Source organism: Sphingomonas sp. MMS12-HWE2-04, assembly GCF_044881185.1.
In the GTDB taxonomy this organism is placed as follows: domain Bacteria; phylum Pseudomonadota; class Alphaproteobacteria; order Sphingomonadales; family Sphingomonadaceae; genus Sphingomonas.
The window spans coordinates 890,843-914,986 of record NZ_CP173254.1; the positions used below are offsets into that span (position 1 = coordinate 890,843).

27 protein-coding genes and 1 pseudogene are annotated in these 24,144 nt (G+C 66.5%); 11 read left to right on the plus strand and 17 right to left on the minus strand.

The genetic code is table 11. From position 1 onward, the window contains the following. Positions 1 to 36: 36 nt before the first annotated feature. Entirely contained in the window at positions 37 to 795 is a 759-nt protein-coding gene (locus AB2M62_RS04065) for a sulfite exporter TauE/SafE family protein (RefSeq protein ID WP_404338037.1), read from the minus strand. A 156-nt stretch (positions 796 to 951) separates the two neighbouring features. On the opposite strand from AB2M62_RS04065, the gene epsC reads away from it, so the two are divergent. Together epsC and AB2M62_RS04075 are read left to right on the plus strand one after the other, a co-directional pair. Beyond that, positions 952 to 1,644 carry a serine O-acetyltransferase EpsC gene (gene epsC, locus AB2M62_RS04070; RefSeq protein WP_404338039.1) on the plus strand — a complete coding sequence of 231 codons (693 nt, stop codon included), beginning with the start codon at positions 952 to 954 and terminating at the stop codon, positions 1,642 to 1,644. A 19-nt stretch (positions 1,645 to 1,663) separates the two neighbouring features. Further along, the gene (locus AB2M62_RS04075; protein WP_404338041.1) at positions 1,664 to 2,002 is read left to right on the plus strand and encodes a DUF2794 domain-containing protein; all 339 of its coding nucleotides are present in this window, start codon (positions 1,664 to 1,666) and stop codon (positions 2,000 to 2,002) included. A 1,033-nt stretch (positions 2,003 to 3,035) separates the two neighbouring features. Here AB2M62_RS04075 and AB2M62_RS04080 read toward each other — a convergent pair. The 12 genes and pseudogenes from AB2M62_RS04080 to AB2M62_RS04135 all read right to left on the minus strand — a co-directional run bounded on the left by AB2M62_RS04080 (position 3,036) and on the right by AB2M62_RS04135 (position 14,303). Continuing rightward, on the minus strand, positions 3,036 to 3,401 hold the full coding sequence (locus AB2M62_RS04080) for a reverse transcriptase-like protein (protein WP_404338043.1): 366 nt from the start codon (positions 3,399 to 3,401) through the stop codon (positions 3,036 to 3,038). After that, complete coding sequence (locus AB2M62_RS04085; RefSeq protein WP_404338045.1) at positions 3,398 to 3,937, minus strand: pseudouridine synthase; 540 nt, start codon at positions 3,935 to 3,937, stop codon at positions 3,398 to 3,400. Before AB2M62_RS04085 ends, AB2M62_RS04080 begins: the two co-directional genes overlap by 4 nt. A 127-nt stretch (positions 3,938 to 4,064) precedes the next feature. Then, positions 4,065 to 5,179, minus strand: a pseudogene (locus tag AB2M62_RS04090) (hypothetical protein). 265 nt (positions 5,180 to 5,444) lie between these two features. After that, entirely contained in the window at positions 5,445 to 6,332 is an 888-nt protein-coding gene (locus tag AB2M62_RS04095) for an SDR family NAD(P)-dependent oxidoreductase (protein ID WP_404338047.1), read from the minus strand. 89 nt (positions 6,333 to 6,421) lie between these two features. Then, positions 6,422 to 6,820, minus strand: a complete 399-nt coding sequence (locus AB2M62_RS04100; protein ID WP_404338049.1) for a hypothetical protein — start codon at positions 6,818 to 6,820, stop codon at positions 6,422 to 6,424. Between the two features lie 299 nt (positions 6,821 to 7,119). Then, positions 7,120 to 7,812 carry a phosphate regulon transcriptional regulator PhoB gene (phoB, locus tag AB2M62_RS04105; RefSeq protein ID WP_404338051.1) on the minus strand — a complete coding sequence of 231 codons (693 nt, stop codon included), beginning with the start codon at positions 7,810 to 7,812 and terminating at the stop codon, positions 7,120 to 7,122. Positions 7,813 to 7,822: 10 nt separating this feature from the next. Next, positions 7,823 to 8,518, minus strand: a complete 696-nt coding sequence (phoU, locus tag AB2M62_RS04110; protein WP_404338053.1) for a phosphate signaling complex protein PhoU — start codon at positions 8,516 to 8,518, stop codon at positions 7,823 to 7,825. After that, the gene (gene pstB, locus AB2M62_RS04115) at positions 8,518 to 9,294 is read right to left on the minus strand and encodes a phosphate ABC transporter ATP-binding protein PstB (RefSeq protein ID WP_404339789.1); all 777 of its coding nucleotides are present in this window, start codon (positions 9,292 to 9,294) and stop codon (positions 8,518 to 8,520) included. Before pstB ends, phoU begins: the two co-directional genes overlap by 1 nt. After that, positions 9,294 to 10,601 (minus strand): phosphate ABC transporter permease PstA, encoded by a 1,308-nt coding sequence (pstA, locus tag AB2M62_RS04120; RefSeq protein WP_404338055.1) that lies wholly within the window; start codon positions 10,599 to 10,601, stop codon positions 9,294 to 9,296. The genes pstB and pstA overlap by 1 nt, the downstream gene beginning before the upstream one ends. After that, complete coding sequence (gene pstC, locus AB2M62_RS04125; RefSeq protein WP_404338057.1) at positions 10,594 to 11,970, minus strand: phosphate ABC transporter permease subunit PstC; 1,377 nt, start codon at positions 11,968 to 11,970, stop codon at positions 10,594 to 10,596. Before pstC ends, pstA begins: the two co-directional genes overlap by 8 nt. Before the next feature lie 3 nt (positions 11,971 to 11,973). Beyond that, positions 11,974 to 12,984 carry a substrate-binding domain-containing protein gene (locus AB2M62_RS04130; protein WP_404338059.1) on the minus strand — a complete coding sequence of 337 codons (1,011 nt, stop codon included), beginning with the start codon at positions 12,982 to 12,984 and terminating at the stop codon, positions 11,974 to 11,976. Between the two features lie 119 nt (positions 12,985 to 13,103). Beyond that, on the minus strand, positions 13,104 to 14,303 hold the full coding sequence (locus AB2M62_RS04135; RefSeq protein WP_404338061.1) for an ATP-binding protein: 1,200 nt from the start codon (positions 14,301 to 14,303) through the stop codon (positions 13,104 to 13,106). Between the two features lie 62 nt (positions 14,304 to 14,365). Here AB2M62_RS04135 and AB2M62_RS04140 point away from each other — a divergent pair, with 62 nt between their 5' ends. From AB2M62_RS04140 to AB2M62_RS04155, 4 genes are read left to right on the plus strand one after another with little or no spacing between them, the layout of a single operon-like run. Further along, positions 14,366 to 14,755: a hypothetical protein gene (locus AB2M62_RS04140; RefSeq protein ID WP_404338063.1), complete on the plus strand. Its 390-nt coding sequence runs from the start codon at positions 14,366 to 14,368 to the stop codon at positions 14,753 to 14,755. A gap of 13 nt (positions 14,756 to 14,768) precedes the next feature. Next, positions 14,769 to 15,032, plus strand: coding sequence for an HPr-rel-A system PqqD family peptide chaperone (locus AB2M62_RS04145; protein WP_404338065.1), 264 nt, complete (start codon positions 14,769 to 14,771; stop codon positions 15,030 to 15,032). Then, positions 15,029 to 15,889, plus strand: a complete 861-nt coding sequence (locus AB2M62_RS04150; RefSeq protein ID WP_404338067.1) for an HprK-related kinase A — start codon at positions 15,029 to 15,031, stop codon at positions 15,887 to 15,889. The genes AB2M62_RS04145 and AB2M62_RS04150 overlap by 4 nt, the downstream gene beginning before the upstream one ends. Beyond that, positions 15,889 to 16,884 (plus strand): nucleotidyltransferase family protein, encoded by a 996-nt coding sequence (locus tag AB2M62_RS04155; RefSeq protein WP_404338069.1) that lies wholly within the window; start codon positions 15,889 to 15,891, stop codon positions 16,882 to 16,884. Before AB2M62_RS04150 ends, AB2M62_RS04155 begins: the two co-directional genes overlap by 1 nt. On the opposite strand, the gene AB2M62_RS04160 is transcribed toward AB2M62_RS04155, so the two are convergent. After that, positions 16,881 to 17,555: an HAD-IA family hydrolase gene (locus tag AB2M62_RS04160; RefSeq protein ID WP_404338071.1), complete on the minus strand. Its 675-nt coding sequence runs from the start codon at positions 17,553 to 17,555 to the stop codon at positions 16,881 to 16,883. The two genes, AB2M62_RS04155 and AB2M62_RS04160, sit on opposite strands and share 4 nt — an antisense overlap. 73 nt (positions 17,556 to 17,628) lie before the next feature. On the opposite strand from AB2M62_RS04160, the gene glmU reads away from it, so the two are divergent. The 4 genes from glmU (at position 17,629) to AB2M62_RS04180 (ending at position 21,463) form a co-directional block, all read left to right on the plus strand. Continuing rightward, entirely contained in the window at positions 17,629 to 18,981 is a 1,353-nt protein-coding gene (gene glmU, locus AB2M62_RS04165; RefSeq protein WP_404338073.1) for a bifunctional UDP-N-acetylglucosamine diphosphorylase/glucosamine-1-phosphate N-acetyltransferase GlmU, read from the plus strand. Further along, positions 18,978 to 19,289: a hypothetical protein gene (locus AB2M62_RS04170; RefSeq protein WP_404338075.1), complete on the plus strand. Its 312-nt coding sequence runs from the start codon at positions 18,978 to 18,980 to the stop codon at positions 19,287 to 19,289. The genes glmU and AB2M62_RS04170 overlap by 4 nt, the downstream gene beginning before the upstream one ends. 24 nt (positions 19,290 to 19,313) lie before the next feature. Further along, the gene (glmS, locus tag AB2M62_RS04175; protein ID WP_404338077.1) at positions 19,314 to 21,137 is read left to right on the plus strand and encodes a glutamine--fructose-6-phosphate transaminase (isomerizing); all 1,824 of its coding nucleotides are present in this window, start codon (positions 19,314 to 19,316) and stop codon (positions 21,135 to 21,137) included. 83 nt (positions 21,138 to 21,220) lie between these two features. Then, positions 21,221 to 21,463 carry a DUF6894 family protein gene (locus tag AB2M62_RS04180; protein ID WP_404338079.1) on the plus strand — a complete coding sequence of 81 codons (243 nt, stop codon included), beginning with the start codon at positions 21,221 to 21,223 and terminating at the stop codon, positions 21,461 to 21,463. On the opposite strand, the gene AB2M62_RS04185 is transcribed toward AB2M62_RS04180, so the two are convergent. After that, on the minus strand, positions 21,451 to 22,428 hold the full coding sequence (locus AB2M62_RS04185) for a rhodanese-related sulfurtransferase (RefSeq protein ID WP_404338081.1): 978 nt from the start codon (positions 22,426 to 22,428) through the stop codon (positions 21,451 to 21,453). The two genes, AB2M62_RS04180 and AB2M62_RS04185, sit on opposite strands and share 13 nt — an antisense overlap. A gap of 13 nt (positions 22,429 to 22,441) precedes the next feature. Beyond that, positions 22,442 to 22,999, minus strand: coding sequence for a GNAT family N-acetyltransferase (locus AB2M62_RS04190; RefSeq protein ID WP_404338083.1), 558 nt, complete (start codon positions 22,997 to 22,999; stop codon positions 22,442 to 22,444). 103 nt (positions 23,000 to 23,102) lie between these two features. On the opposite strand from AB2M62_RS04190, the gene AB2M62_RS04195 reads away from it, so the two are divergent. Then, positions 23,103 to 23,396: a DUF6916 family protein gene (locus AB2M62_RS04195; RefSeq protein ID WP_404338085.1), complete on the plus strand. Its 294-nt coding sequence runs from the start codon at positions 23,103 to 23,105 to the stop codon at positions 23,394 to 23,396. 51 nt (positions 23,397 to 23,447) lie between these two features. On the opposite strand, the gene AB2M62_RS04200 is transcribed toward AB2M62_RS04195, so the two are convergent. Beyond that, on the minus strand, positions 23,448 to 24,041 hold the full coding sequence (locus AB2M62_RS04200; RefSeq protein ID WP_404338087.1) for a phage tail protein: 594 nt from the start codon (positions 24,039 to 24,041) through the stop codon (positions 23,448 to 23,450). Positions 24,042 to 24,144: the final 103 nt, after the last annotated feature.

A 24,144-nucleotide genomic window follows, 5' to 3' on the forward strand; every position in this document is an offset into this window, starting at 1 on the left:
GACGGGCGCGCGATCGTTGCGCCGCCGAGGAATATCCTACCGCAGCGCGAGATACAGATTGTAGACGCTGGTCAGCGTCAGCACCACGCCGACCATCAGCATGAGGGTCTTGGGCTCCACCCGCTTGGCGAGCAGCGCGCCGAACGGGGCTGCGAGCACCCCGCCGATCAGCAGGCCCACCGTCGCCAGCGTGAACGCGCCGAGGCCCAGCTGAGAGATGAAGGTCGCCGAGATCGTCGTAGTCACGAAGAATTCGGCGGTGTTGACCGTGCCGATCGTCATCCGCGGGCTCGCGCCCTGCACCAGCAGGTTGCTCGTGACCACCGGCCCCCAGCCGCCGCCGCCTGCGGCATCGAGGAACCCGCCTGCCAGCCCGAGCGGCTCGACGATCTTGGGCGAGCGCTCCACAGGCGGATAATGCCGGCTGCGCCACAGCAGATACAGGCCGATCGCCGTCAGATAGGCGAGTATGAACGGCTTGGCGGTCGCTGCATTGATGTTGGAGAGCACATAGGCGCCCAGCGCCCCGCCGATCACGCCGGGGACGGCGATGCGGAGGAACAGCTTCCAATTGACGTTCTTGTGCAGCGTGTGGCTGAGCCCGGACACCGCCGTGGTGAAGGTTTCCACCGTGTGCACCCCCGCCGAAGCGGCAGCCGGTGGCACGCCGAGGCTGAGCAGCAGCGTGTTGGAGATCACGCCGAACGCCATGCCCAGCGCGCCATCCACCATCTGCGCGGCAAAGCCCACGGCGATGAAAGGGAGGAGCGCCGTGAGGTCAATTCCGAAGATCATCCGCGCCCTTCAAATCACTGTTTGGCCTGCATGGATGCCGCGCCTCGGCATCTCCTACAAGATACATAGTGTTTAGACCGGCCAAGCCGTTCCGGGGGCCAAACTGGAAAAGCGCGCAGACAGCGCCTAAATGGTCGCGACAAAGGGGAACCGGCCATGTTCCAGCGTCTGGTGGCATATCTCGATTCGATCCGCGTGCGTGATCCCGCGCCGCGCAGCCGTGCGGAAATCCTGCTCTATCCGGGCGTGTGGGCGGTCGCCTATCATCGCATCGCGCACCGCCTGTTCAAGGGGCGCTGGTTTTTCCTCGCCCGCGCCGTCAATCACTGGTCGCGCTGGATGACGGCAATCGACATCCATCCCGGCGCCACGATCGGCCGCAACTTCTTCATCGATCACGGCTTCGTGGTCATCGGCGAGACCGCCGAGATCGGCGACAATGTCACCATCTATCAATGCGTCACGCTGGGTGGCACCAGCCCGGACAATGGCGTCGCCGGCAAACGCCACCCGACCTTGCTCGATGGCGTGATCATCGGCTCGGGCGCGCAGGTGCTCGGACCGATCATCGTCGGCGAGCGCGCGCGGATCGGCGCCAATGCGGTGGTCACCAAGGACGTGACTCCCGGCGCGGTGATGGTCGGCATCCCCGCCAAGCCTACGTTGGTCGAGGCGGCGGCGTGGCAGAAGGACTTCGTTCCCTATGGCACGCCGTGCAGCGACGTGTTCGATCCGTCGACCCAGAAGCTCGAGTTGATGCGCTGCGAACTCGAGACGCTGCGCAAGCGCCTCGACACGATGATCGCCGAGCGCGAAGCCAGCGATGCGGAACGCCGCGATCGTGCTTGACGCTGGGGTGCGCGCCTAAATGGGGACGGTAACCCCGCTGCCGGTCGGCCGGCCGAGCCAGGTCGGCTTCGAGCGCCTCGAGCTCAATCGCATCCTCGATCTCTATGGCCGGATGGTCGCTGCCGGGCACTGGAAGGACTATGCGATCCAGTTCGATAACGATGCCGCGGTCTTCGCCGCTTTCCGCCGCGCCGCCGAACGCCCCGAATACCGGATCGAGAAGCGCCCCGCGCTGCGCAACCGGCAGGGCATGTGGGCGCTGGTCAACGAATCCGGCATGATCCTCAAGCGCGGGCACGAACTCGGCCCGGTGCTCGCGCCGGTCGAGCGGCGGCTGATGAAGCTGGTCGGCGAGTAAATAGCGGGTAGCGGTCCAGCGGCCGTTTTTTGGTGGAAAGGACTTCGCACGCTAATTGACATCTAAGATTACGCCTCAATGTTCACGGCGTTCAAAAGCGCGTGATTGATTTCGTTAAAGCTCAACTTTGAACCAGCTAGAGTGAGATGGAAACTAGACAAAATGCTACCATGTTTGGCGGATATCTGAACAATTATCCCGACCACACTACCATCTATACGGACGAATGCTGCACGCAAAATTCTATTTTTCAGATCCTCACGAAATACAAATCTTTCATTATCGCTCACGCAGAAAGAATAACATATTATCTCGCCACCTATGTCCGATATAGGAAATATGGGTCGTAGATTCTTTGTTTCGACAGAACTATCCGGCCAGGACTCGGGACACGCTCTAGGCATGTGGTCCGCTCGGCTAGTTCAAGACAACTCGGGCTGGCTTTGAGCTTGAACCAGGCAAGTTCATTGCTTTGCGAGTGAACCACCTGTTCTGCGGTGATGCGAGTCTCCGAGGCGCTCTCCGACTTCGCTTTCGTCTCCTGACCAAACATGTGAGACGACTGTGGCGCGTTGCATGACGCCAACGCTAGGACGACCAAAGCAGGAGTAGAGCGCATCGTCTTAGTCTGTGACGATGCATGGACGTCCGCAAGTGAGGCGTTAGCGGACCGGCTGGATTTCCAAAGCGGCACGGCTGTCTTGAGCCCGGGCGATGCGGCGAACGACTGTCAGTGGGAGGCTCGTAACACGCGCATCTTGCGGCGCTCCGGGCGCGGCCCCCAGCGGCAGCTGAGGGGCGCTCGGACTGACGGCTAGCGGCAGTATGCGAGGCGCTCCTGCCGTTGTTGTCCGAGACTCAAGATAGCGAGCATTAGCTTGAACTAACTCGCAAACCTTCGCGCGCTTCGCCGTGCCCGCGAAGCGGCGGCTTGTCTCTCGGATCTTCGCAATCCAAGGCTCGGCGCGTCGCGTGTTATGAGGTTGATTGTCCACGCCCGGAGAGAGGACGAGCAGGAACCTAAATCCTCAATCTAGCGCTCGTGCAGCGCCGCCAACGCGATACCGGCCAGGTTCTGCGCGCGCTTCACATAGCGTATCCGCATCCGGCCGGACGGCCGCGGCAGCCCGCGAAACACGTCCCGGTGGTGCGCAAAGGCCGGTGGGCAGCGCACCGTCTCGTTCGCCTGGGCGATCACCGCTGCCGCATCGCCCAGCAGCACCGCGTCAGCCAAGCCCTGCGCGTGCGCCATGCGCATCGCCTCGATCAAGGCGAGCCACTCGGCATCCATTGCTAGGCCCGGCCCTAGGTTGCGCCGGAGGAAGCTGCGGCCGCCGATCACCACCGCCAGCTCCATGCCGGTCGCGGGTCGGGAGCCGCCATCGAAGAAGACCTTCACGCCGCGCGCCATGCGCCGATCGGCAGATCCGCGATCGACCAGTCGCCGATGCTCCAGCGCACCAGCCGTAGCGTGGGATGTCCCACCGCCGCCGTCATCCGGCGTACCTGGCGATTGCGACCTTCGCTTATCGTCAGCCTGATCCAGCGATCGGGAATGCTCAGCCGGACGCGGATTGGAGGGTCGCGCGACCAAAGAACGGGATCATCGATACGCTCGACCAGCGCCGGCCGGGTCGGACCGTCCTTCAGCATTACGCCGCCGCGCAGCTGTGCCAGCGCGGAATTGTCCGGCTCGCCCTCAACTTGCACGAGATAGGTCTTGGGCAGCTTGAACTTGGGGTCGGCGATCCGTGCCTGCAGTCTGCCGTCGTCGGTCAGCAGCAACAGCCCCTCGCTGTCGCGGTCCAGCCGGCCGGCGGGATAGACTCCGGGCAGATCGATATAGTCCGAGAGCGTTGCCCGCGCCGTTTCGGTACCACGATCTGTGAACTGGCTCAGCACATCGAAAGGCTTGTTGAACCGGATCAGCGTCATGCGGTCACCGCCGCAAATAGGGCTTTCGACAGGCGAGCGGGCGTCATGCCGCGGCTGTATCGTGGAAAGGCCTGAACGGCAAAAGGGCCCGGGAAGCGTCCGAGCCCTTCTGCCGGTTTGGGTGCGATCAAGCCGCGGCGAGTTGGGTCGGCGGCAGCCGGTCCTGCAGATCGCCCAGCATGCCCACCACGCTGCGCCGAATTGGCTGCCAGAAGGCCGAGAGCGAGAGCAGCGCCGAACCGATCACCAGCGCAGTCAGCGCGGCGGCGAGCTCGACTGCTCCGGTCTGTTCGAACAGCGCGTACATCGCCCATAATACATAGACGAGGCTCGAGACGAGCAGCGCGCGGCGGTCGACGGCCAGCGCGACGAAGGCGAAGGCCACGTAGAGCGCGATCACCAGTGCCGCCATCGGCACGCCGATCTTGCCGTCGAAGATGCCGAGCATGTGGAAGATCGGATGCGCGATCAGCGGCGCAGCGCCGAGATGCAGCCAGAAGGCGACATCGGCGCGGCGCGTCCGGCGCTCGCGGTCGGAGATATCCCAGCGCATTGCCAGCGCGAACACGAGCAAGCCGCCGGCGAGCAGCATCGGCTGGATGGCGTCCTTCGAGCCCGGGATCGCCGCGACGATCACGCCCATCGCGACGCCGACCAGCGCAAGTGCGCCGACCGCCACCGTGATCGGCACCATGAACCGCCGCCAGTGCAGCCAGGCCGCGCCCGCGGTCAGCGTGCTGACGATCACGCCCATCGCGCCGGCGAGCTGGCGCTGCTCGATTTCGCCCGTGACGTGCAACTGCTCGGCGAGCCAGGGCGCGTTGGCGCCGAAGATGCCGCCGACGCCGGCGAACACGCCGCCGGCAAAGCCGATCAGCAACAGGATGCTGGGCAGCGCCATCCGACGCTTCTTGGTGAAATATTCGGCGAGCATCCAGCTGGTGCCGGCGATCATCACCCCGGCGAACGATATCGCGACGCCCACCTGGCGCGGGCCCTCGTTGGCGTCGATACCCATCAGCTTGCCGCCAACATAGAAGCCGATCCAGCCGACCGCGACGAGAATCAGCACTGCGGCGATCGAGACGAAGATGTCGTTGAACCCGGTGAGCAGCCGGAAATGCTCCTCGTCCACCGCGGGCGTGTCGCGGCGCGCGGCGACATGGTTACGGAACGCGCGCACGGCGTCGGGGGGAGAGCACCCGCCTCGACGGCGCCTGCGAGATCGCTTTCGCTATACATCGGCAATCCTCCTTCTGGATCGAGGATGTATCATGAGTGTATTAGTGAAACAATACGGCATTACACCGATGGCGGAGGAACTCCTGTCCTACAAGGGCCTGGCTATGCTAGGAATGACGCCCGGCTCTTTGAGATTGTAGGAAAGCCCCGACGCACTCGCCTGTTACTAAGTTATAATCGTGAGCAACGAACTTTCACGATTCGCATGCATTCTGCGACGCCAAGCGTGAAAAACCCTACAGACGCGTGCTCGCTGTGTTGGATTCTACTGGAGGCGTGTCAGGATCGCGGTCGTCTGCTCGGCGCCCGAATTGGGCACGGTCTCGCCGCTGCGGTCGATAATCTCGGCCCATTGCGCCGCGACGCTTTCGGGGGTGCGCTCGGCCAGCCTGGCGCCTTGGGTCAGCGTAACATAGGCCGCCTGGACCACGCCGCCGCCCGCGCCGACGATTATGTTGGTCGGCGCATCCTCAGAAACTAGGAACAGCGCAGCGGGCGCGACATTCTCCGGTGCGAAGGCCTGGAAGGCGGCCTCGGGGAAAATGTCCTCGGTCATCCGCGTGCCCGCCACCGGCGCGATCGTGTTGACCTTGATGTTGTGCTTGGCGCCCTCGAGGTGGAGTGTCTTGGCCAGCCCCGCCAGCCCCAGCTTGGCCGCGCCGTAATTTGCCTGGCCGAAATTGCCGTAGAGCCCGGTCGATGAAGCGGTCATCAGGATCCGCCCGTAATTCTGCGCGCGCATGATCTCCCACACCGCCTTGGTGGCGTTGGCCGATCCGATCAGGTGGACGTCGACCACGAAGGCGAAGTCCTCGGGGGTCATCTTAGCGAAGCTCTTGTCGCGCAGCACCCCGGCATTGTTGATCAGGATGTCGATCCGGCCCCAGCGCGCCTGGGCGGCCTGCGCCATCGCGACCATCTGGGCATAATCGGTGACGCTGCCGCCGTTGGACATCGCCTCGCCGCCGGCTGATTCGATCTCTGCGACAACCTTGAGCGCCGCATCGGAATGCCCGGTGCCGTCGCGCGTCGCACCGAGATCGTTGACCACCACCTTGGCGCCGCGCCGGGCGAGCTCGAGCGCGTAGGCGCGCCCCAAGCCGCCACCGGCTCCGGTGACGATCGCGACGCGGCCTTCGAACGATATGGTCATGCTGAGCGCTCCTTGAAGAGCGCCTCCCTAGGCGGCAATCTCCGTCAGGGAAACCGGCGGAAGCACAATGCCCCCGCCGACTTTTCCGACTACTTGCCGCCGCGCTGGCGGCAATGGTCTTTCACGGTCTTCGAACAGAGCGGATAGCTCGCCGGGTCCGAAGGCGCGGGCGGCGGCGGAGCGGTCGCCGGTGCCGGCGGTGCTGCGGGAGCAGGGGCTGCTGCTGGCTCCGGCGCGGCAGGCGCTGCCGGTGCGGCGGCCGGGTCGGCCGGAGGCGGCGTGGCCGCCGCCGGGTCGGCCGGGGGCGCGGCCTCTGCGGTTGCTGCAGCGTCCGCCGGGGCTTGCGGAGCCGTCGGCGCGGCCGGATCGGCGGGCGGCGGCGGAGCGGGCGTCGTTTGTGGCGGTGTCGCCGGCGCCGCCGGCATGTCCTGCGCTATTGCGGTGCCGCCGATTGCCAATGCAGTCGCGGCCATGAGCATCCATTTCATGCGTTCGATCCTCTTATTGCTATCCCGTGTTGCTGCTTCGAACGCCCATTTCGGAAAGATGTTTCGTCTCCGGCACGGTTCGGCGCGAAGTCAGCCGGGTTCGTCGCTCGCGGCCGCCGGGTGGATACGTTTGTCGGGCTGGCCGCGCTTGCAGACCGGATAAAGTGATCGAGCAGTGTCGGCGGCAGGAGGGCCTGGCTCGGCGTCTGACCGTTCGGGACGAAGATCGCCGTCGCACCCGGTGCCGGCGTCCCATCGGGATAGGCTGTGGCCGACGAGAGGCGCTGAACGCTCCGCGCTCAGTTCCCCGCGTCGAGCGAGTAACCGGCCGAGCGCACCGTGCGGATGATGTCCGGGCGGTCGCCATGGTTGATCGCCTTGCGCAGCCGGCGGATGTGCACGTCGACTGTCCGACTCTCGATGTCGCTGTCGTGCCCCCATACCGCATCGAGCAGCCGTTCGCGCGAGAAGACCCAGCCCGGATGTTCGAGGAAGTGCTTGAGCAGGCGGAACTCGGTCGGCCCGAGCGAGACGACTTCGCCGGCGCGGCGCACCTTGTGGCCTACCGTGTCCATCTCGATGTCCGCGTAGATGAGCGCTTCGCCGGCCAGCGCCGGGCGCACGCGCCGCAAGACCGCGCCGACCCGCGCGACCAGCTCGCGCGGGGAGAAGGGCTTGGTGACATAATCGTCCGCGCCGGTCTCGAGCCCGCGCACGCGATCCTCTTCCTCGCCGCGGGCGGTGAGCATGATGATCGGCACGTTCGCGGTCTCGGGCATGCGGCGCAGGCGGCGGCACACTTCGATGCCGGAAAGCCCTTCGACCATCCAGTCGAGCAGCACGATGTCGGGCGTCGCCTCCTTGGCGAGCAGCAGCGCTTCCTCGCCATCGGGGGTGTGCTTGACCTCGTAATCCTCGCGCTTGAAATGCCAGGTGACGAGTTCGGCGATCGCCGCGTCGTCTTCGACCAGCAGCATTTTTACTCGAGCCATGGGATCGTCCTCAGTTGGCGCCGCTCTCGCCTGAATCGGCGAGATAGCGTCCGGTGGCGGCAAAATAGACCATTTCCGCGACATTGGTCGCGTGGTCCCCGATCCTCTCCAGGTTTTTTGCGACGAACAGCAGGTGCGCGACCTGGCTGATCGTGCGGGGATTCTCGACCATGAAGGTCACCAGCGTGCGGAAAATGCTGTCATAGAAGTCGTCGAGCGCGGTATCGCGCACCACGACCTCCGCGGCGGCCTCGGCGTCGCGCGATCCGAAGGCATCGAGCACGTCGTGGACCATGTCGCTCGCCATCTGCGCCATCGCCGGCAAGAGCGACAATGCCTCGATACGGTCCTCGCCCTCGGTGTGGATCAGCGGCACGCGCTTGGCGATGTTCTTGGCATAGTCGCCGATCCGCTCGACCACTGCCGCGATCTTGAGCGCCGCGATCACTTCGCGCAGATCGTCGGCCATCGGGGCGCGCAGCGCGATCACGCGGACGACGAGCTTCTCGACTTCGGCCTCGATCGCGTCGATCGCCTTGTCCTTGCCGCGCACCTGATCGGCGAGCGCAGTGTCGCCGCGCTGCAGCGCCTTCATCGCGTCGTGGATCGCCTCCTCGGCCAACCCGCCCATCTGGCTGATCAGCGCGCGAAGCTGCTTGATATCCTGGTCGAACGCCTTGACGGTATGTTCCTGCCCCGTCACCATTATCCGTACCTTCCGGTGATGTAGTCCTTGGTCCGCTCCTCGCGGGGGGTGGTGAAGATCTGGTCGGTCTCGCCATATTCGACGAGGCTGCCGAGATGGAAAAATGCCGTGCGTTGGCTGACGCGCGCTGCCTGCTGCATGTTATGGGTGACGATCACGATCGCATAGCGGCCGCGCAGCTCGTGGATCAGCTCCTCGATCTTGGCGGTTGCGATCGGGTCCAGCGCGGAAGCCGGCTCGTCCATCAGGATCACTTCGGGATCGACCGCGATCGCGCGGGCGATGCACAATCGCTGCTGCTGGCCGCCCGAAAGCGCGGTGCCGCTGTCGTGTAAGCGGTCTTTCACTTCGTCGAATAGCCCGGCGCGCCTCAGCGACTGCTCGACGATCGCGTCGAGATCGGCCTTGGTTGGCGCCAATCCGTGGATGCGCGGGCCATAAGCGACATTCTCGTAGATCGACTTGGGGAACGGGTTCGGCTTCTGGAACACCATGCCGACGCGTGCGCGCAGCTGCACCACGTCCATCGCGTCCGAATAGATGTCCTCGCCGTCGAGCGTGATCGCCCCTTCGACGCGCGCGGTCGGGATGGTGTCGTTCATCCGGTTGAGCGTACGCAGGAAGGTCGATTTGCCGCAGCCCGACGGGCCGATGAACGCAGTCACCCGATCCATGTCGATATCGATCGACACGTCTTTCACCGCCTGCTTGGCGCCATAGAAGACGCTCACGTCGCGCGCGGTCATCTTGTGGGTCGGGGCGCTATTGTGGAGCATCACCAGCGGGTCTCGAATTTGTTGCGAAGATAGATGGCGAGCCCGTTCATGGCGAGCAGGAAGACCAGCAGCACCAGGATCGCGGCGCTGGTCTTCTCGACAAAGCCGCGACTGACTTCGTCGGACCACAGGAAGATCTGCACCGGCAGCACCGTGGCAGGATCGGTGAGCCCGCCCGGCGGCGTCACGATGAACGCGCGCATGCCGATCAGCAACAGCGGTGCGGTCTCGCCCAGCGCCCGCGCCATGCCGATGATCGTGCCGGTGAGGATGCCGGGCATCGCCAGCGGCAGGACGTGATGGAACACCACCTGGATCGGGCTCGCGCCGATGCCGAGCGCAGCGTCGCGGATCGATGGCGGCACCGCCTTGATCGCGTTGCGGCTGGCGATGACGATCACCGGCATGATCATCAGCGCGAGCGTGAGCCCGCCGACCAGCGCCGCCGAACGCGGCAGCAGCGGGCCGAAGCGGACGCCGCCAATCTCCCAGCTGCCCAGGAACACTGCGAGCCCGAGCAGGCCGAAGATAATCGAAGGCACTGCGGCAAGATTGTTGATCGAGACTTCGATCAGGTCGGTCCAGCGGTTCCGCGGGGCATATTCCTCGAGATAGATCGCCGAGAGCACGCCGACGGGAAAGGCGATCGCGAAGGTCACCAGCATGGTGAGCAGCGACCCCTTCAGCGCCCCCCAGATGCCCACTGCCACCGGATCGGTCGAATCGGATTCGCCGAGGAAATCGGCATTGAAGTGCCGCGAGACCAACCCAGCCTGGCGCAATCGCACGATCTGTGCCTGCGCCTCGGCGCTGCCGCGTCCGGCCTCGGCCTGGTCGATCAGCGTCGAGGCGGGGACGTCGATCACCAGCTTGCGATCGAGGATGCTCGGATCGCGCTTGATCGCGTCGCGCACGCGCAGCCAGGCGCTGTCGGAGATGAAGGTCTCGCCACCGGTGCCGAAGCTCTTCACTGCAGCGGCCTTCACCGCGCCTTCCAGCTCGGCGCCGGCCAGCGCCAGGTCGGCGCCCGCGCTCTTCAGCTGCGCGCGGTCCACCGGCATCGACGCGGCGGGGAAATCGATCGTCAGCGCGACATCGGTGCGCGTGAACCCGCGCCAGCCCTGCGCCACCATCGTCGCGAGCAGGAAGGCGAGGAAGGCCGCCGACAGCACCACGGCGGCCAACCCGAAGAAGCGGAAGCGCCGCTCGGCGCCATAGCGCCGGCGGATGCGCCGCTGCATCGCCGCGGTCTTCCAGTCGGTTGGTGCGCGCTCGGGGACAGGAGCAGGGGCAGGGGCGTTACTCATACGCTTCCCGATATTTCTTTACTACGCGCAGCGCGACGATGTTGAGAAGCAGCGTGATCACGAACAGCGTGAGCCCCAGCGCGAACGCCGCCAGTGTCTTGGGGCTGTCGAACTCGGCCTCGCCAGTCAGCAGGTCGACGATCTGCTTGGTGACGGTGGTCGCGCTCTCGAACGGGTTGAGCGTGATGTTTGCGGCGCCCGAGGCGGCCATCACCACGATCATCGTCTCGCCGATCGCCCGGGAGATCGCGAGCAGCACGCCCGCGACCACGCCGGGTAGCGCGGCAGGAATTAGCACGCGCGAGATCGTCTCGCTGGTCGTCGCGCCCATCGCCAGGCTGCCGTCCCGCATCGCAGTGGGCACCGCGGCGATCGAATCGTCGGCCATCGACGAGACGAAGGGGATGATCATCACGCCCATCACCAGCCCGGCGGCCAGCGCGCTTTCCGAGCTGGCATAGGGCATCCCCAGCATCACCGCGAAGTCGCGCACGGCCGGCGCCACCGTCAGCGCAGCGAAATAGCCATAGACCACCGTCGGCACGCCCGCGAGGATTTCGAGGATCGGCTTCATCCAGCGGCGCACGCGCGGCGCGGCATATTGGGTGAGATAGATCGCGCTCATCAGGCCGAACGGGATCGCGACGAACATTGCGATCACCGCGCCGATGAAGAATGTGCCCCAGAACAGCGGCACTGCGCCCAGCGACTTTCCCGGATGCGCGGCGTCGATCACCTGCGGGCTCCAATGGGTGCCGAACAGGAAATCGGTGACGGGAACCACCGAGAAGAAGCGTAGCGATTCCCACAGCAGCGACAGGAAGATGCCCAGCGTCGTCAGGATCGCGATCAGCGAGGCGACGAGCAGCAATCCCATCACGCCGCGCTCGACGCGATTGCGCGCCTGGAAATTGGCGCGCGAGCGGGTGAAGGCGAAGGCGCCGCCGGCAAAGGCGAGCAGCACGGCGATCGCCGCGCCGGTCCAGCCATAGCGGAACAAAGCGGTGCGCGTCGGGGCGACGAGCGCCTCGGCGACCGGATCGAAGGCGGTCGCGCTCGAATCGCGCGCTACCCGCTTGGCCTCGGCGAGCAGTGCGTCGCGCTCGAAGGCGAATTGGGGCAGCTGCGCCGCGGCGGGATGTTCGAGCACTTCCTGCTTGACCAGGCCGGGGCTCACCGCGCTCCACATCGCGATGAACAGCAGCGCGGGCAGCATCGTCCACATCGCGACATAGAAGCCGTGCTGCGCGGGCAGCGAGTGCAGGCGCTTGGCGCCGCCGCGATCGAACTTGCCGGCGCGCGCGCGCGCGGTCAGCCAGCCAATCAGCCCGAGCCCGGCGATGAGGAAGAGGAGGGCGAAACCGTTCATCGCTCAGTGCAGCCCGGCCGGATCGAGCGCGATGCGCTGCGCGAGGATCGCCGCCGAATGGGCGCGAACGTCGTCGGGCGCCGCGATCAGCCCGCGCCGCGCCAGCTTGCCGCCGGGTCCCCACATCGTCGTGTAGAGCGTCAGGAAATCATTGAGCCCCGGCACTGCGCGCAGGTGCCGCGTCTTGACGTAGAGAAACAGCGGCCGGGCGCCTGGATAGCTCTTGTCGGCGATCGTCTTGTAGCTCGGCGCGACGCCATCGATCGGCACGCCGTGGAGTTGATCGGCATTTTCCTCGAGATAGGAATAGCCGAACACGCCGATCGCATTGGGATTGGTCGCCAGCCCCTGGACGATCAGATTGTCGTTCTCGCCCTTGTCGATATAGGGTCCGTCGTCGCGGATGCGCTTGCAGCGGCTGTCATAGGGCGCGGTGTCCTTGGCCGCCTTGAGCGTCTTGGCTTGGGGATCCGCCTCGGCGCAGCCCGGCTCGATCACCAGCTCGACCAGCGCATCGCGCGTGCCGCTGGTCGAAGGCGGGCCCATCACCTGGATCGGGATCGCGGGCAGCGCCGGATTGACGTCGCGCCAGGTCCGCGCGCGATTGGGCTGGCCCAGCGGATTGGCGGCGAGCGCCAGATAGACGTCCTTCTTGCTCAGCTGCAGCTTGGGGCCGTTGTTCGCCTCGGCCAGCGCGACGCCGTCGACGCCGATCTGCACTTCGAGGATCGGCCCCACGCCCTTGCTCTCGCACAGGGCATATTCGGATTTCTTGATCCGGCGCGATGCGTTGGCGATGTCGGGGAATTCCCAGCCTACGCCGTCGCAGAAGCGCTTGAGCCCCGCGCCTGTGCCGATCAATTCGACCACCGGCGCCTTGCGGCCGCCGCCCTGGTTGACGAACGTCTCGGCTACCGCCGTGGTGAAGGGATAGACCGTCGAGGATCCGACCACGCGGATTTCGCGCGCAGTGTTGCCGTCGCACGCCGAAAGCGCGAGCGCGAGCACCAACATTGCGAACCTGCCCCGAATTGCGCGTCTCCTGCGGAATGGTGCCCCGGAGAATCGCCCCGCACCCGCAGCCGCTTTCTTTCAGCTCGGTTACGTCTTTATGACAGTCGCCTGGGACGCGCTTAGGACAGCCGCTGCACGGGAAGCAGGATCGTCACCGTCGTGCCCTTGCCGACGGTGCTGCTGATGTCGAGCCGCCCGCGATGGCGTTCGACGATGTGCTTGACGATCGCCAGTCCCAGCCCGGTGCCGCCCAGCGAGCGGCTCCGCCCCGAATTGACGCGGTAAAAGCGCTCGGTAAGCCGTGGCAAATGCTGGGGCGGGATGCCCTCGCTCTCGTCGGTGACGCTCAGCCGCACCATCGCCTCACCCTCGGGCTCCAGCGCCAGCGTTACCGGCGTCGTCTCGCGGCCATATTTCATCGCATTGCCGATGATGTTGTGAAGGACTTGGCTCAGCTGGGTCGGGTCGCCGCGCACCGGCCCGACTTCGGCGATCTTGGTGACCAGATCGGCGGCGCGCGGGCTCCCCGAAAGCTCGATCCGCACTTTCTCGATCAGCTCGGCCAGGTCGACATCGTCGCTCGGCGCGCGATATTTCTCGGCCTCGATCCGGCTCAGCGAGATCAGGTCGTCGATCAGCCGCTGCATCCGCTGCGCCTCGCCCCACATGATCTTGAGGAAGCGCGCGCGCGTCTCGGGATCGTCGCCGGCCTCGTCGCGCAGCGTCTCGACATAGCCGAGCAGCGAGGCGAGCGGGGTGCGCAGCTCGTGGCTGGCATTGGCGACGAAATCGACGCGCATGCGCTCGGCGGCATAGCTGCCGGTGCGATCGACCAGCTGGACGACATGACGGCCGTCGGGAAGCGTGTGCATCCGCAACTCCCAGCGCTGCTCGCGCGTGCCAAGCCCGACAAGGTGGATCGGCGCCGTCGGGGCGCCGTCGCCCGGGTTCATCAGCCGCTCGGCAGCGGCGGGGTGGCGGATCGCGATGCGCACGTCCTCGCCCAGGATATGCTGGCCCAGCAGCTCGCGCGCGCCGGCATTGGCCGCCTCGACCCGGCTTTCCGCAATGACCAGCACCGGCTCGGCGATCGCCTCGATCACGTCGCCGATATCGGGGGGAGCGACCGTGCCGTTGCTCGGCGAGGGGCCGGGCGGGGCAAGCTCGCCGCCGCTCAGCGCGATCAGCACCGCGGCGACGGCGCAGACCAGCACGATGATCCCCGATTGCGCGTCGCCATTCAGCAGCAGCACGGCCAATGCGGCGAGCGCCGCAACGGCAAGGGCAAGCAGCGCACGAAGTCCGGTGAAGGCTGGCATGGTCCCTCTCTAGGACCCGATTTACGATTGCGAAAGCTGCCGAAGCGCAGGAAGAGTGCATCATGGCCGAGAATGATCAGGGACCCACCGCCACGCGCCGCCGCGCCTTGATGCTCGGCGCCGCCGGTGCATCGGCGATCGTGTCGATCCGTCCGGCGCTCGCGCAGACCAGCGCCTCGGTGATGCATTGCGAGATTCCGGTCCCCGATCAGGGCCGCGCCGGCAGCTTCATCGCCGCCGATGGCTCGGTCGTTCCCGCCAATACCCCCGGCGCCTTCCCGGCGCCCGGCGTCCCGTTCAAGGCCGAGGACGTTCGCAACGCCCTCAACGGCGGCACGCTGCCCGGCACCGATTACGAAGCGAGCCGCGCCTATACCAATTACATCCGCCGCCTCCAGTCGGGGACCAGCGGCTTCACCTGTTTCGCCTCGCTGCAGATGCCGCGCGGCTAAGGCGCTGGCGGAAGTGCGGTATCGGGCCGCGGCGCCCCAAGCGCTGCGCATCGTGCCGCTCGATGCACTGACCCTGATCTATCACCGCGCCTCGGGCATCACCCATATCGTCGATTCCCCCGCGCCCGAGATCCTCGATGCGCTCGACGAACCGCTGACGCTCGACGCGCTGCTCGCGCGCCTTGCCGCGCGTTTCGAGCTCGTCGATGCGGCGCCCGAACTGCTTGCCCTGCGCCTGGGCGAACTTGTCGACGCCGGATTGGTCGAGCGGCTGTGAGGCACGTCGCAGCGCTGCGCATCGGCCCGATCGGCTTTCGCATCGGCAGCGACTGGCGCGGCCCGATCGCCGCGCTCGAAAGCCTCTACGTCGACTATCCCGGGCCCGAGGGCGGCGTCCCCGATTTTAACGTCCACCTCTTCGCCGCGCGGCCGTGGCGGCGGGTGTTGCGTCCCTCGGTGCATATCGGCGGCGACTTCGTCATCCCCGACGCCGCGCCGCTGCCGCTCGCCCAGGGGCTGCTTGCCGCGGAGATGGGGATGAATCTCCAGATGGCGCTCGGGCAGCGGCGCTATCTGTTGCTCCATGCCTCGGCGGTCGAGCGCGACGGCAAGGCGTTGTTGATGACCGGCCTGTCGGGCGCGGGCAAGTCGACGCTCGCCGCGCTGCTGATGGCGCGCGGCTGGCGGCTGATGGGCGACGAATTCGCGCTGCTCGATCCCGCCACCGGGCTGGTCCACGGCTTCCCGCGGCTGGTCAGCCTCAAGAACGACGCGATTGCCGTGCTCGAGGCCGCGCTGCCCCGGGCGCGCTTCGGTCCGGTCCTTTCTAGCACGCCCAAGGGGACGATACGCCATCTGGTCCCCGACGCGCGCGCGATCGCCGGTATGGCAGAGCCGGCCGCGGCGAAGCTGATTGTGTTTCCGAGCTTCGGCTTCGAAGCGGCGGAGCGCGAAGTGCTGCCGAGCGAGACCTTCGTCCGGCTGACCCAAGCCTCGACCAATTATGTCGCGCTTGCCGAGCGCGGCTTCGACGCGCTTACCAAGCTGGTCCGCGGCACGCCCGCCCGCGCGATCGACTATCCCGACGGCGACACTGCGATTGCGCTGATCGAACGGCTCTGGGCGCAGGCCTGATGGACGCCGCGATCCTCGTCCGCGCGCTGCGCGATCCGGGCACCACCGCCGCGCTCGACGCCGCCGGCTGGACTGCGCTGCTCGCCATCGCCCGCGCCGAGCAGCTCATCGGCACGCTGGCGGTCCGGCTCGACGGACTGCCGGTGCCGAACCCAGTCTCACGCATCCTCGCCGATGCCCGCGCCTCGGCCGAGCAGGGCCGCGTCGCCGCTTTGTGGGAAGCCGAGATGGCGCGCCGCGCGCTCGGCGACGTGCCGGTGGTGCTGCTCAAGGGCACAGCCTTCGTCGCGGCCGGATTGGCGGCGGGGCGGGGGCGCTCGATCGGCGATCTCGACATTCTCGTGCCGCGCGATCGGATCGACCAGGCCGAGGCGATGCTGCTCGCGGCGGGGTGGGAATGGGTCAAGCCCGATCCCTATGACGACGCCTATTATCGCCGCTGGATGCACGAGCTGCCCCCGCTGATCCACCGCGAGCGCGATCGGATGATCGACGTCCACCACACGATCCTGCCGCTCACCGCGAAGATCACGCCGGATGCCGGGGCGTTGCTCGCCGACAGCCTGGCGCTCGAGAACGGCCTGGGCATCCTCGCGCCCAACGACATGCTCTGCCACGCCGCCGCGCACCTTTTCGCCGACGGCGATCTGGCCGGAGGCTTGCGCAATCTCTGGGACATTCACTGCCTGATCGGCGAATTCGGCACCGCAGGGCTGGACGCGCGCGCCCGGCACCACGGCCTGGATGCCCCGATGCGCCGCGCCGCACGGCTGGCGCACGATCTCTACGGCACCGAAATCCCCCCGGACTGGTGCACCGCGAACGGGCTCGACTCGCTCTACCGGCGCCGCCTGCTCGCCCGCGATGGCTGGGGCAGGCCGTCGCGGCGCGTGACCCGGCTGGGCTTCTATCTGCGCAGCCACGCGATCCGCATGCCCGCCGCCCTCCTCGCGCGGCACCTCTGGACCAAGTGGCGCAGCGGCCACACGCCCTAGCGCCCGAGCCGCTCCAGCGCCGGCACGAGCTCGGCATAGCTATCGATCACTGCGTCGGCGCCGAGTTCCTCGACAGGTTGCATCAGGAAGCCGAACGACACCGCGACCGACGGCACGCCAGCATGCTTCGCGGCGAGGATGTCGAAGATCGAATCGCCGACGAACGCGGCGGGCCCGCCGCCGCACCGCCGGACCATCTCCTGGATCGGCAGCGGCGAGGGCTTGGCATTGCCCGGACCCATCGTGTCGCCGCCGATCACCGTGGCGAAGCGCGACGTCATCCCGAGTTCGGCGACGAGTTTGACCGCGAGGCGTTCGCGCTTGTTGGTCACCACCGCCAGCTTGACACCCCGCGCGTCGAGCAGGTCCATGGCGTCGAGAAGCCCGTCAAACGGCCGCGTGTTCCGCGCGATGTTCGCTTCGTAGAAGGTCATCAGCTCGGCATAGCTGCGCTCGAGCATCGCCGCGTCGAACCCACCGCTGGCCGCCAGCCCCTGTTCGAGCATGTGCAGCCCGCCGCGCCCGATCATCGGCTTGACCGCCTCGACGCGCAGGGGCGCGCGGCCCAGGCCGACCAGCGCGTGGTTGAGCGCGTCGGTGAGGTCCAGGCTGGTATCGAACAAGGTGCCGTCGAGATCGAAGCCGACAATGGCAAAGGGGAAAGCGCTCATCGCCGCACGCGTGCCAGCATCGCTATGGAAAAGGCAAGTATCTCGTGGCAGGGGGGAGCCCTGCGGAGGTTCCATGACATCGCCAATAGCCGCCATCATCCTTGCCGCGGGCAAGGGCACGCGGATGAAATCCGATACCCATAAGGTGCTTCATCCGATCGCCGGGCGATCGATGCTGCTCCATCTGATCGACAGCGTGAAGGCACTCGGTGCCGCGCGCGAAGTCGTGGTGGTCGGCGCCGGGCGCGCGCAGGTCGAGGCCGCGGTCCATCCGCTGGGTGCCGAGACCGTCGAGCAGGCCGAGCAGCTTGGCACCGGCCATGCCGTGCGCATGGCGGAAGACGCGCTCGCCGGGTTCGTGGGCGATGTTCTTATCCTCTATGGCGACGTGCCGCTGGTCACGCCTGAGACGATGCGCCGCATGATCGACGCGCTCCATGGGCCCGGCGACCCCAGCGTCGTCGTGCTCGGCTTCCGCCCGGCCGATCCCGGTGCTTATGGTCGTGTGATCGTCGGCGCCGACGGCCGTCTCGAAAAGATCGTCGAATATAAGGACGCGAGCGCCGAGGAGCGCGCCGTCACGCTGTGCAATTCGGGGCTGATGGCGGTGCGCTCGGCCGATCTGTTCCGCCTGCTCGCCAGGCTGCGGAACGACAATGCTGCCGGTGAATATTATCTCACCGACATCGTCCAGCTTGCCGCCGAGGACGGACGCTTCTCGGTCGGCATCGAGACCGACGCGATCGAAGTCGCCGGGGTCAACAGCCGCGGCGAGCTCGCCGGGCTCGAATTCGAATGGCAGCAGCGCCGCCGCGCCCGCGCTATGGTCGAGGGGGCGACGCTGGTCGCGCCCGAGACGGTGTGGTTCGCGCACGACACGCAGATCGGCCGCGACGTCACGATCGAGCCCCATGTCGTGTTTGGTCCGGGCGTCACCGTTGCCGATCAGGTCGTCATCCACGCCTTCAGCCATTTGGAGGGCGCCACGATCGCCGGCGGCGTCTCGGTCGGGCCCTATGCCCGGCTGCGCCCCGGCGCGGTGCTGGAAAGGGGATCGCGCGTCGGCAATTTCGTCGAGATCAAGAACGCCGTGCTCGGCGAGGGCGCCAAGGCAAACCACCTGACCTATCTCGGCGATGCCCAGATCGGTGCGGGCGCGAACATCGGCGCGGGCGTGATCACCTGCAATTATGACGGATTTTTCAAGTACAAGTCATCGATTGGAACGGGCGCTTTTGTAGGATCCAATTCGGCGCTGGTGGCGCCGGTGTCGATCGGCGATGGCGCGATCGTCGCGGCGGGATCGGTGATCACGCGCGATGTCGAGGCCGGCGCCCTGGCGCTGGCGCGCGGCACGCAGGAAGCGAAGCCCGGTTGGGCGACGCGGTTTCGCGAGAAGATGCTCGCAAGGAAGGCGAAGAAGTGACTGACCGTTACGAAGGCAAGCCGTTTCTCCGATTGCTCGATTGCTATGTGCTCGATGCGATCGGCCATCTTGGCGCCGAGCAGGACGACAAGCTGACCGCGATGGAGCCCAAATTCCGCGAGGTATTCGGCGAACAGGGCGGCTGGCGCGAGATCGTCGAGGCGCGGATGCAGTTTCCCGCGGGCATCGCCGGCGCGATTCGCCAGGTGTGGGACAATGGCCATGACAAGTTCGTCGCCGCCAATGGCCGCGAGCCGGATCCCGCCGAGTTCGTCCAGGTTTTCGTCGACACCAAATTCCCGCACTGAGCGCGGCAGAAGGAAGCATTTCGCATGTGTGGAATTGTTGGGATCGTCGGCAGGGAAGACGTCGCCGAGCGGCTGTATGACGGGTTGAAGCGGCTCGAATATCGCGGCTATGATTCGGCCGGCATCGCCACCGATGTCGAGGGCCGGATCGAGCGCCGCCGCGCCTCGGGCAAGCTGGTCAATCTCGGCAAGGAGCTGGCGGCCAATCCGCTGCCCGGCACCACCGGCATCGCCCATACCCGCTGGGCGACGCACGGCGGACCCACGACCAACAACGCGCATCCGCATGCTACCGGCGAAGTCGCCTTGGTCCACAACGGCATCATTGAGAACTTCAAGGCGCTGCGCGACGAGCTGATCGCCCGCGGTCGCAGCTTCGAGAGCGAGACCGACACCGAAGTCGTCGCGCATCTGGTGAGCGAGAAGGTCGAGGCCGGCATGGCGCCCGCCGATGCCGTCGCCGAAGTGCTGCCGCGCCTCCATGGTGCCTTCGCGCTCGCGATCCTGTTCCGCCAGCATCCGGATCTGCTGATCGGCGCCCGCCTCGGTTCGCCGCTGGTCGTCGGCTATGGCGAGGGCGAGACCTATCTCGGATCCGATGCCCTCGCGCTGGCGCCGCTCACCCAGCGAATCGCCTATCTCGAGGAAGGCGACTGGGTCGTCATCACCCGCGACGGCGCCGAGATCTTCGACAAGGACAACAATCCCGTCGAGCGTGCGATCACCATCTCCGGCGTCACCGGCGAGCTGATCTCCAAGGGCAATCACCGGCATTACATGCTCAAGGAGATTTACGAGCAGCCGATCGTCGTCGCCCAGACGCTGCGCTCGTACCTCCAGCGCATGGAGGAGCGCGTCACGCTGCCGATCCCCGAATTCGATCTCTCGAAGATCAAGCGCGTCACCATCGTCGCCTGCGGCACCAGCTTCTATGCCGGCATGGTCGCCAAATATTGGTTCGAGCAGTTCGCCCGCGTCCCCGTCGACCTCGATGTGGCGAGCGAGTTCCGCTACCGCGAGCCGGTGATGGAGGAGGGCGGGCTCGCCTTGTTCATCAGCCAGTCGGGCGAGACCGCTGACACGCTCGCCGCGCTCCGCCATGCACGCGCCGAGGGCCAGACGATCGCCGTGGTGGTCAACGTCCCCACCAGCTCGATGGCGCGCGAGGCGGACCTGCTGCTGCCCACCCATGCCGGGCCTGAGATCGGCGTTGCCTCCACCAAGGCGTTCACTTGCCAGCTCGCGGTGCTCGCCGCGCTCGCCGCCAATCTCGCCCGCGCCAAGGGCAAGCTCACGCCCGCCGAGGAAAAGGCGATCGTCAAGCATCTCGCCGAGGCGCCGGCGGCGCTCAACGGCGCGCTCGCCTATGACGAATCGATCGAGGCGATGGCGCACAATATCGCTGGCGCGCGCGACGTGCTCTATCTCGGCCGCGGCACCGATTATCCGCTGGCGCTGGAGGGCGCGCTCAAGCTCAAGGAAATCAGCTATATCCATGCCGAAGGCTATGCCGCCGGCGAGATGAAGCACGGCCCGATCGCGCTGATCGACGATGCCGTGCCGGTGATCGTCATCGCCCCCTCGGGCCCGCTGTTCGAGAAGACCGTCAGCAACATGCAGGAGGTCCAGGCGCGCGGCGGCAAGGTCGTGCTGATCTCGGACTATGACGGCGTCCAGGCGGCGGGCGATGGCTGCATGGCGACGATCACCATGCCCAAGGTCCACCCGCTGATCGCCCCGCTCGTCTATGCGGTGCCGGTGCAGCTGCTCGCCTATCATGTCGCGGTCGCCAAGGGCACTGACGTCGATCAGCCGCGCAATCTTGCCAAGTCGGTGACGGTGGAATGAGCGAGCGGCAGCGCCGCCGTGAAAAATCGCATTGATCTGAATTGGTCGAGGCAACGTTTTGAAATGCCGAACATTATGCCGGCATGCCGCTCTATCATTTTCAGCTCCGCGATGGCGATCAGGCCGTGCCTGCCAATCCGCCGCGCGAATATCCTGACCTTCGTGCCGCGCTGGCAGGTGCGCACGGCATGGCGCGGGCGTTGATCAGCGGTCAGCGGCTCAAAGGTGCGCCGCTGGCGATGCGCGGCAGCTTCGATATCGAGGATGAGCGGCACGAGCCGGTCGCGCGCATTCTCCTCGCCGACCTGGAGCGTCAGCTTTCCTGAAGCGGCTCGTCGCGTGCCGCGCGTGGCAACGCGGCGCCGATATGCGGCTCGCCCCGTTCGGCGGCGAGCCGGCTCTGCTTGTGGCGCTCGGCATAGCGTTCGCGCTGTTCGTCCGTACGCTCGGCATGGCAGGCCGGGCACGACACGCCTTCGACATAGAGCGGCGAAGCCTGCTGCTCGGGGCTTAGCGGCATCCGGCAGGCGCGGCACAGCGCATGCGTGCCGAGTGCCAGCCCATGGCCTACCGCGACGCGCTCGTCGAAGACGAAGCATTCGCCTTCCCATCGGCTCTCGGCCGCGGGCACCTGCTCGAGATAGGCGAGGATGCCCCCTTTCAGATGATAGACCGCGTCGAGCCCCTCGGCTTTGAGAAACGCAGTCGCCTTCTCGCAGCGTATTCCGCCGGTGCAGAACATCGCGATCTTCGGCTGGCTGCCCTCGGCTTCCCATTCGTGGCGATGCGCGCGCACCCAGGCGGGGAAATCTCGAAAGCTTTGCGTCTTGGGGTCGATCGCGCCGGAAAAGGTGCCGATTGCGACTTCATAGTCATTGCGCGTGTCGATCAGGATCGTGTCCGGCTGGTCGATCAGCGCGTTCCAGTCCTGCGGCGCGACATAGTCGCCGACACTGGTCAGCGGATCGATATCGGGCTCGCCCATCGTCACGATCTCGCGCTTGAGGCGCACCTTCATTCGGTGGAACGGCATCTCCGCCGCGCGCGACTCCTTGACGTCCAGCGCCGCGCAGCCGGGCAGCGTGCGGATATGCGCCAGCACCGCGGCGATGCCCTCGTGCGATCCGGCGATCGTGCCGTTGATGCCCTCTTGCGCCAGCAGCAGCGTGCCCTTCACGCCCTGCGCGCAGCACAAGGCGGCGAGCGGCGTCTGGATCGCGGCGCAATTGTCGAAGCGCGTGAATTGATAGAGCGCGGCAACGCGAATCGGCAAGATGTCGGGCATGTCCATGGGAACGGCGCCCTTAGCAGAGCGGGCCGTCCGCACGCCAGCGCATCGGCAGGTTGAATCCGTCGTCGCTCTCGCCCGCCTCGAACCGGAACCGTTGGTACAACGCCTGTGCTCGCGGATTATTGGCGGTGACGTTGAGCGCGACCCCCTCGGCGCCGGCGGCGATCGCCCGCTGCTGCACCCACGCCAGCAGCAACGAACCGAGCCCCTGGCCGCGCACGTCCGCGGCGAGCAGGATCTCGAGGATCCGCCAGTCGCGCCGCGATCGATCGAGATAGAGCCGGCCGATCGTCGTGCCCGCGCTATCGGTGACCACCCAGAAATCGGCCTTGGCATGGTGCGTGACGAAGTGGAGGTGCTGGAGGCGGAACTGGTCGTCGAGGAACGTCTGCTTCTCCGCCGCCGACCAGGGCGCGAGCGCCAGTTCGGGCAGGCGCAACGCGGCGTGGAGCTGGGTCAGCCGCGCCAGGTCGTCGGCACCGGCAGGGCGCAGGTGGAGGCGCGGCGCGTCGCTCGGGATCGCGGCCGTCGCCAACGAGCGGGGGAAGGGGGGTAGCGCGGTCCGTTCCATCGTGCGTGCCGATCCGATGCGTGTCGCCGCTTCACACGGCAAGTGCGGCGGGCTAGTCAATCCAGCGATACGCGGGTCCGCCCGCTTGCGGGAGGGGATCGGCATGCGTTTGCTCGCACCGGAAGATTTCGAGCCATGGGTGGGCCGCAAGGTCCGGATCAATACCTTGCCCAATCCGATCGAACTGACGCTGAACCGGATCGAGCGGCTTCCGCCGCTTTGGCGCGGCGTCGATTTTCGCGAACCCTTCTCGCTGTTCTTCGATGGGCCGCTTCACGCCTATCTGCTCGACCTGGAATATGAATTCGATTGCGGGCGCGGCGGGCCGCATACGCTGTTCATCAACCAGCTCCAGCCGAGTGCAACGTCGCGCCATTATCAGGCGGCGTTTTCCTGAAAGACATCGCCCGCGCGGCCAACGGGACCGCGCAGGCGACATCGAAACGGCTCAGTTGCGCGAAGGGAAGACGCCCTGCGTGCAGATCAGCGCGTTGATCACCAGATAGGGCTGCATCACCGAGAAGGCCTGGCTGCCGCCGGCCACGGTGGTGTTGGCATTGACCGAGCATCCCGCGAGGTTGACCGCCGTGCCGCCGGTCGTTCCAGCCGGGACGTAGAAAACCGGGGCGGCCGATCCGTTGCTGTCATAGGCGGTGCCCAGATAGGAGCCCGCTGCCGGGGCATCCGATTCCTGCGCCGCGCCGATTCCGCCCATTGCCTCGACGGTTACCGGTGAGCTGACCGCATGGACGTGCATCGGCATCTGCGCGGTGGTGAGAGTCACATTCTCGGTGCCGGCGATTTCGCCCATCTGGTAATTATGACCGACGCCGGGTGCCTGGCCCTGGCCGAGCAGCGTGCGACCGCCTGCGTTCGGCAGCTGGAAGGTGTTCTGGCCATTCCCGCCAAAGGTCGTCCCCAGCAGCGAGAACAGCGCCGAGTTCTGCGAAATCGCAATGATCTGCCCTTGGCAGGTGGCGTTGTTCTTCGCTGCGAACGGAAAGCCCGCAAACCAGATCTGTCCCATATACATGTCGGCCATGGTCGTCCTCCCATTTGAATCCGGTCATGCCCCGTCCAGCGGTTCGGATGCCGTTGCTTGCACCCTGATCAGGTCTCCGAACGAAGACACTTAGGATTTCGGA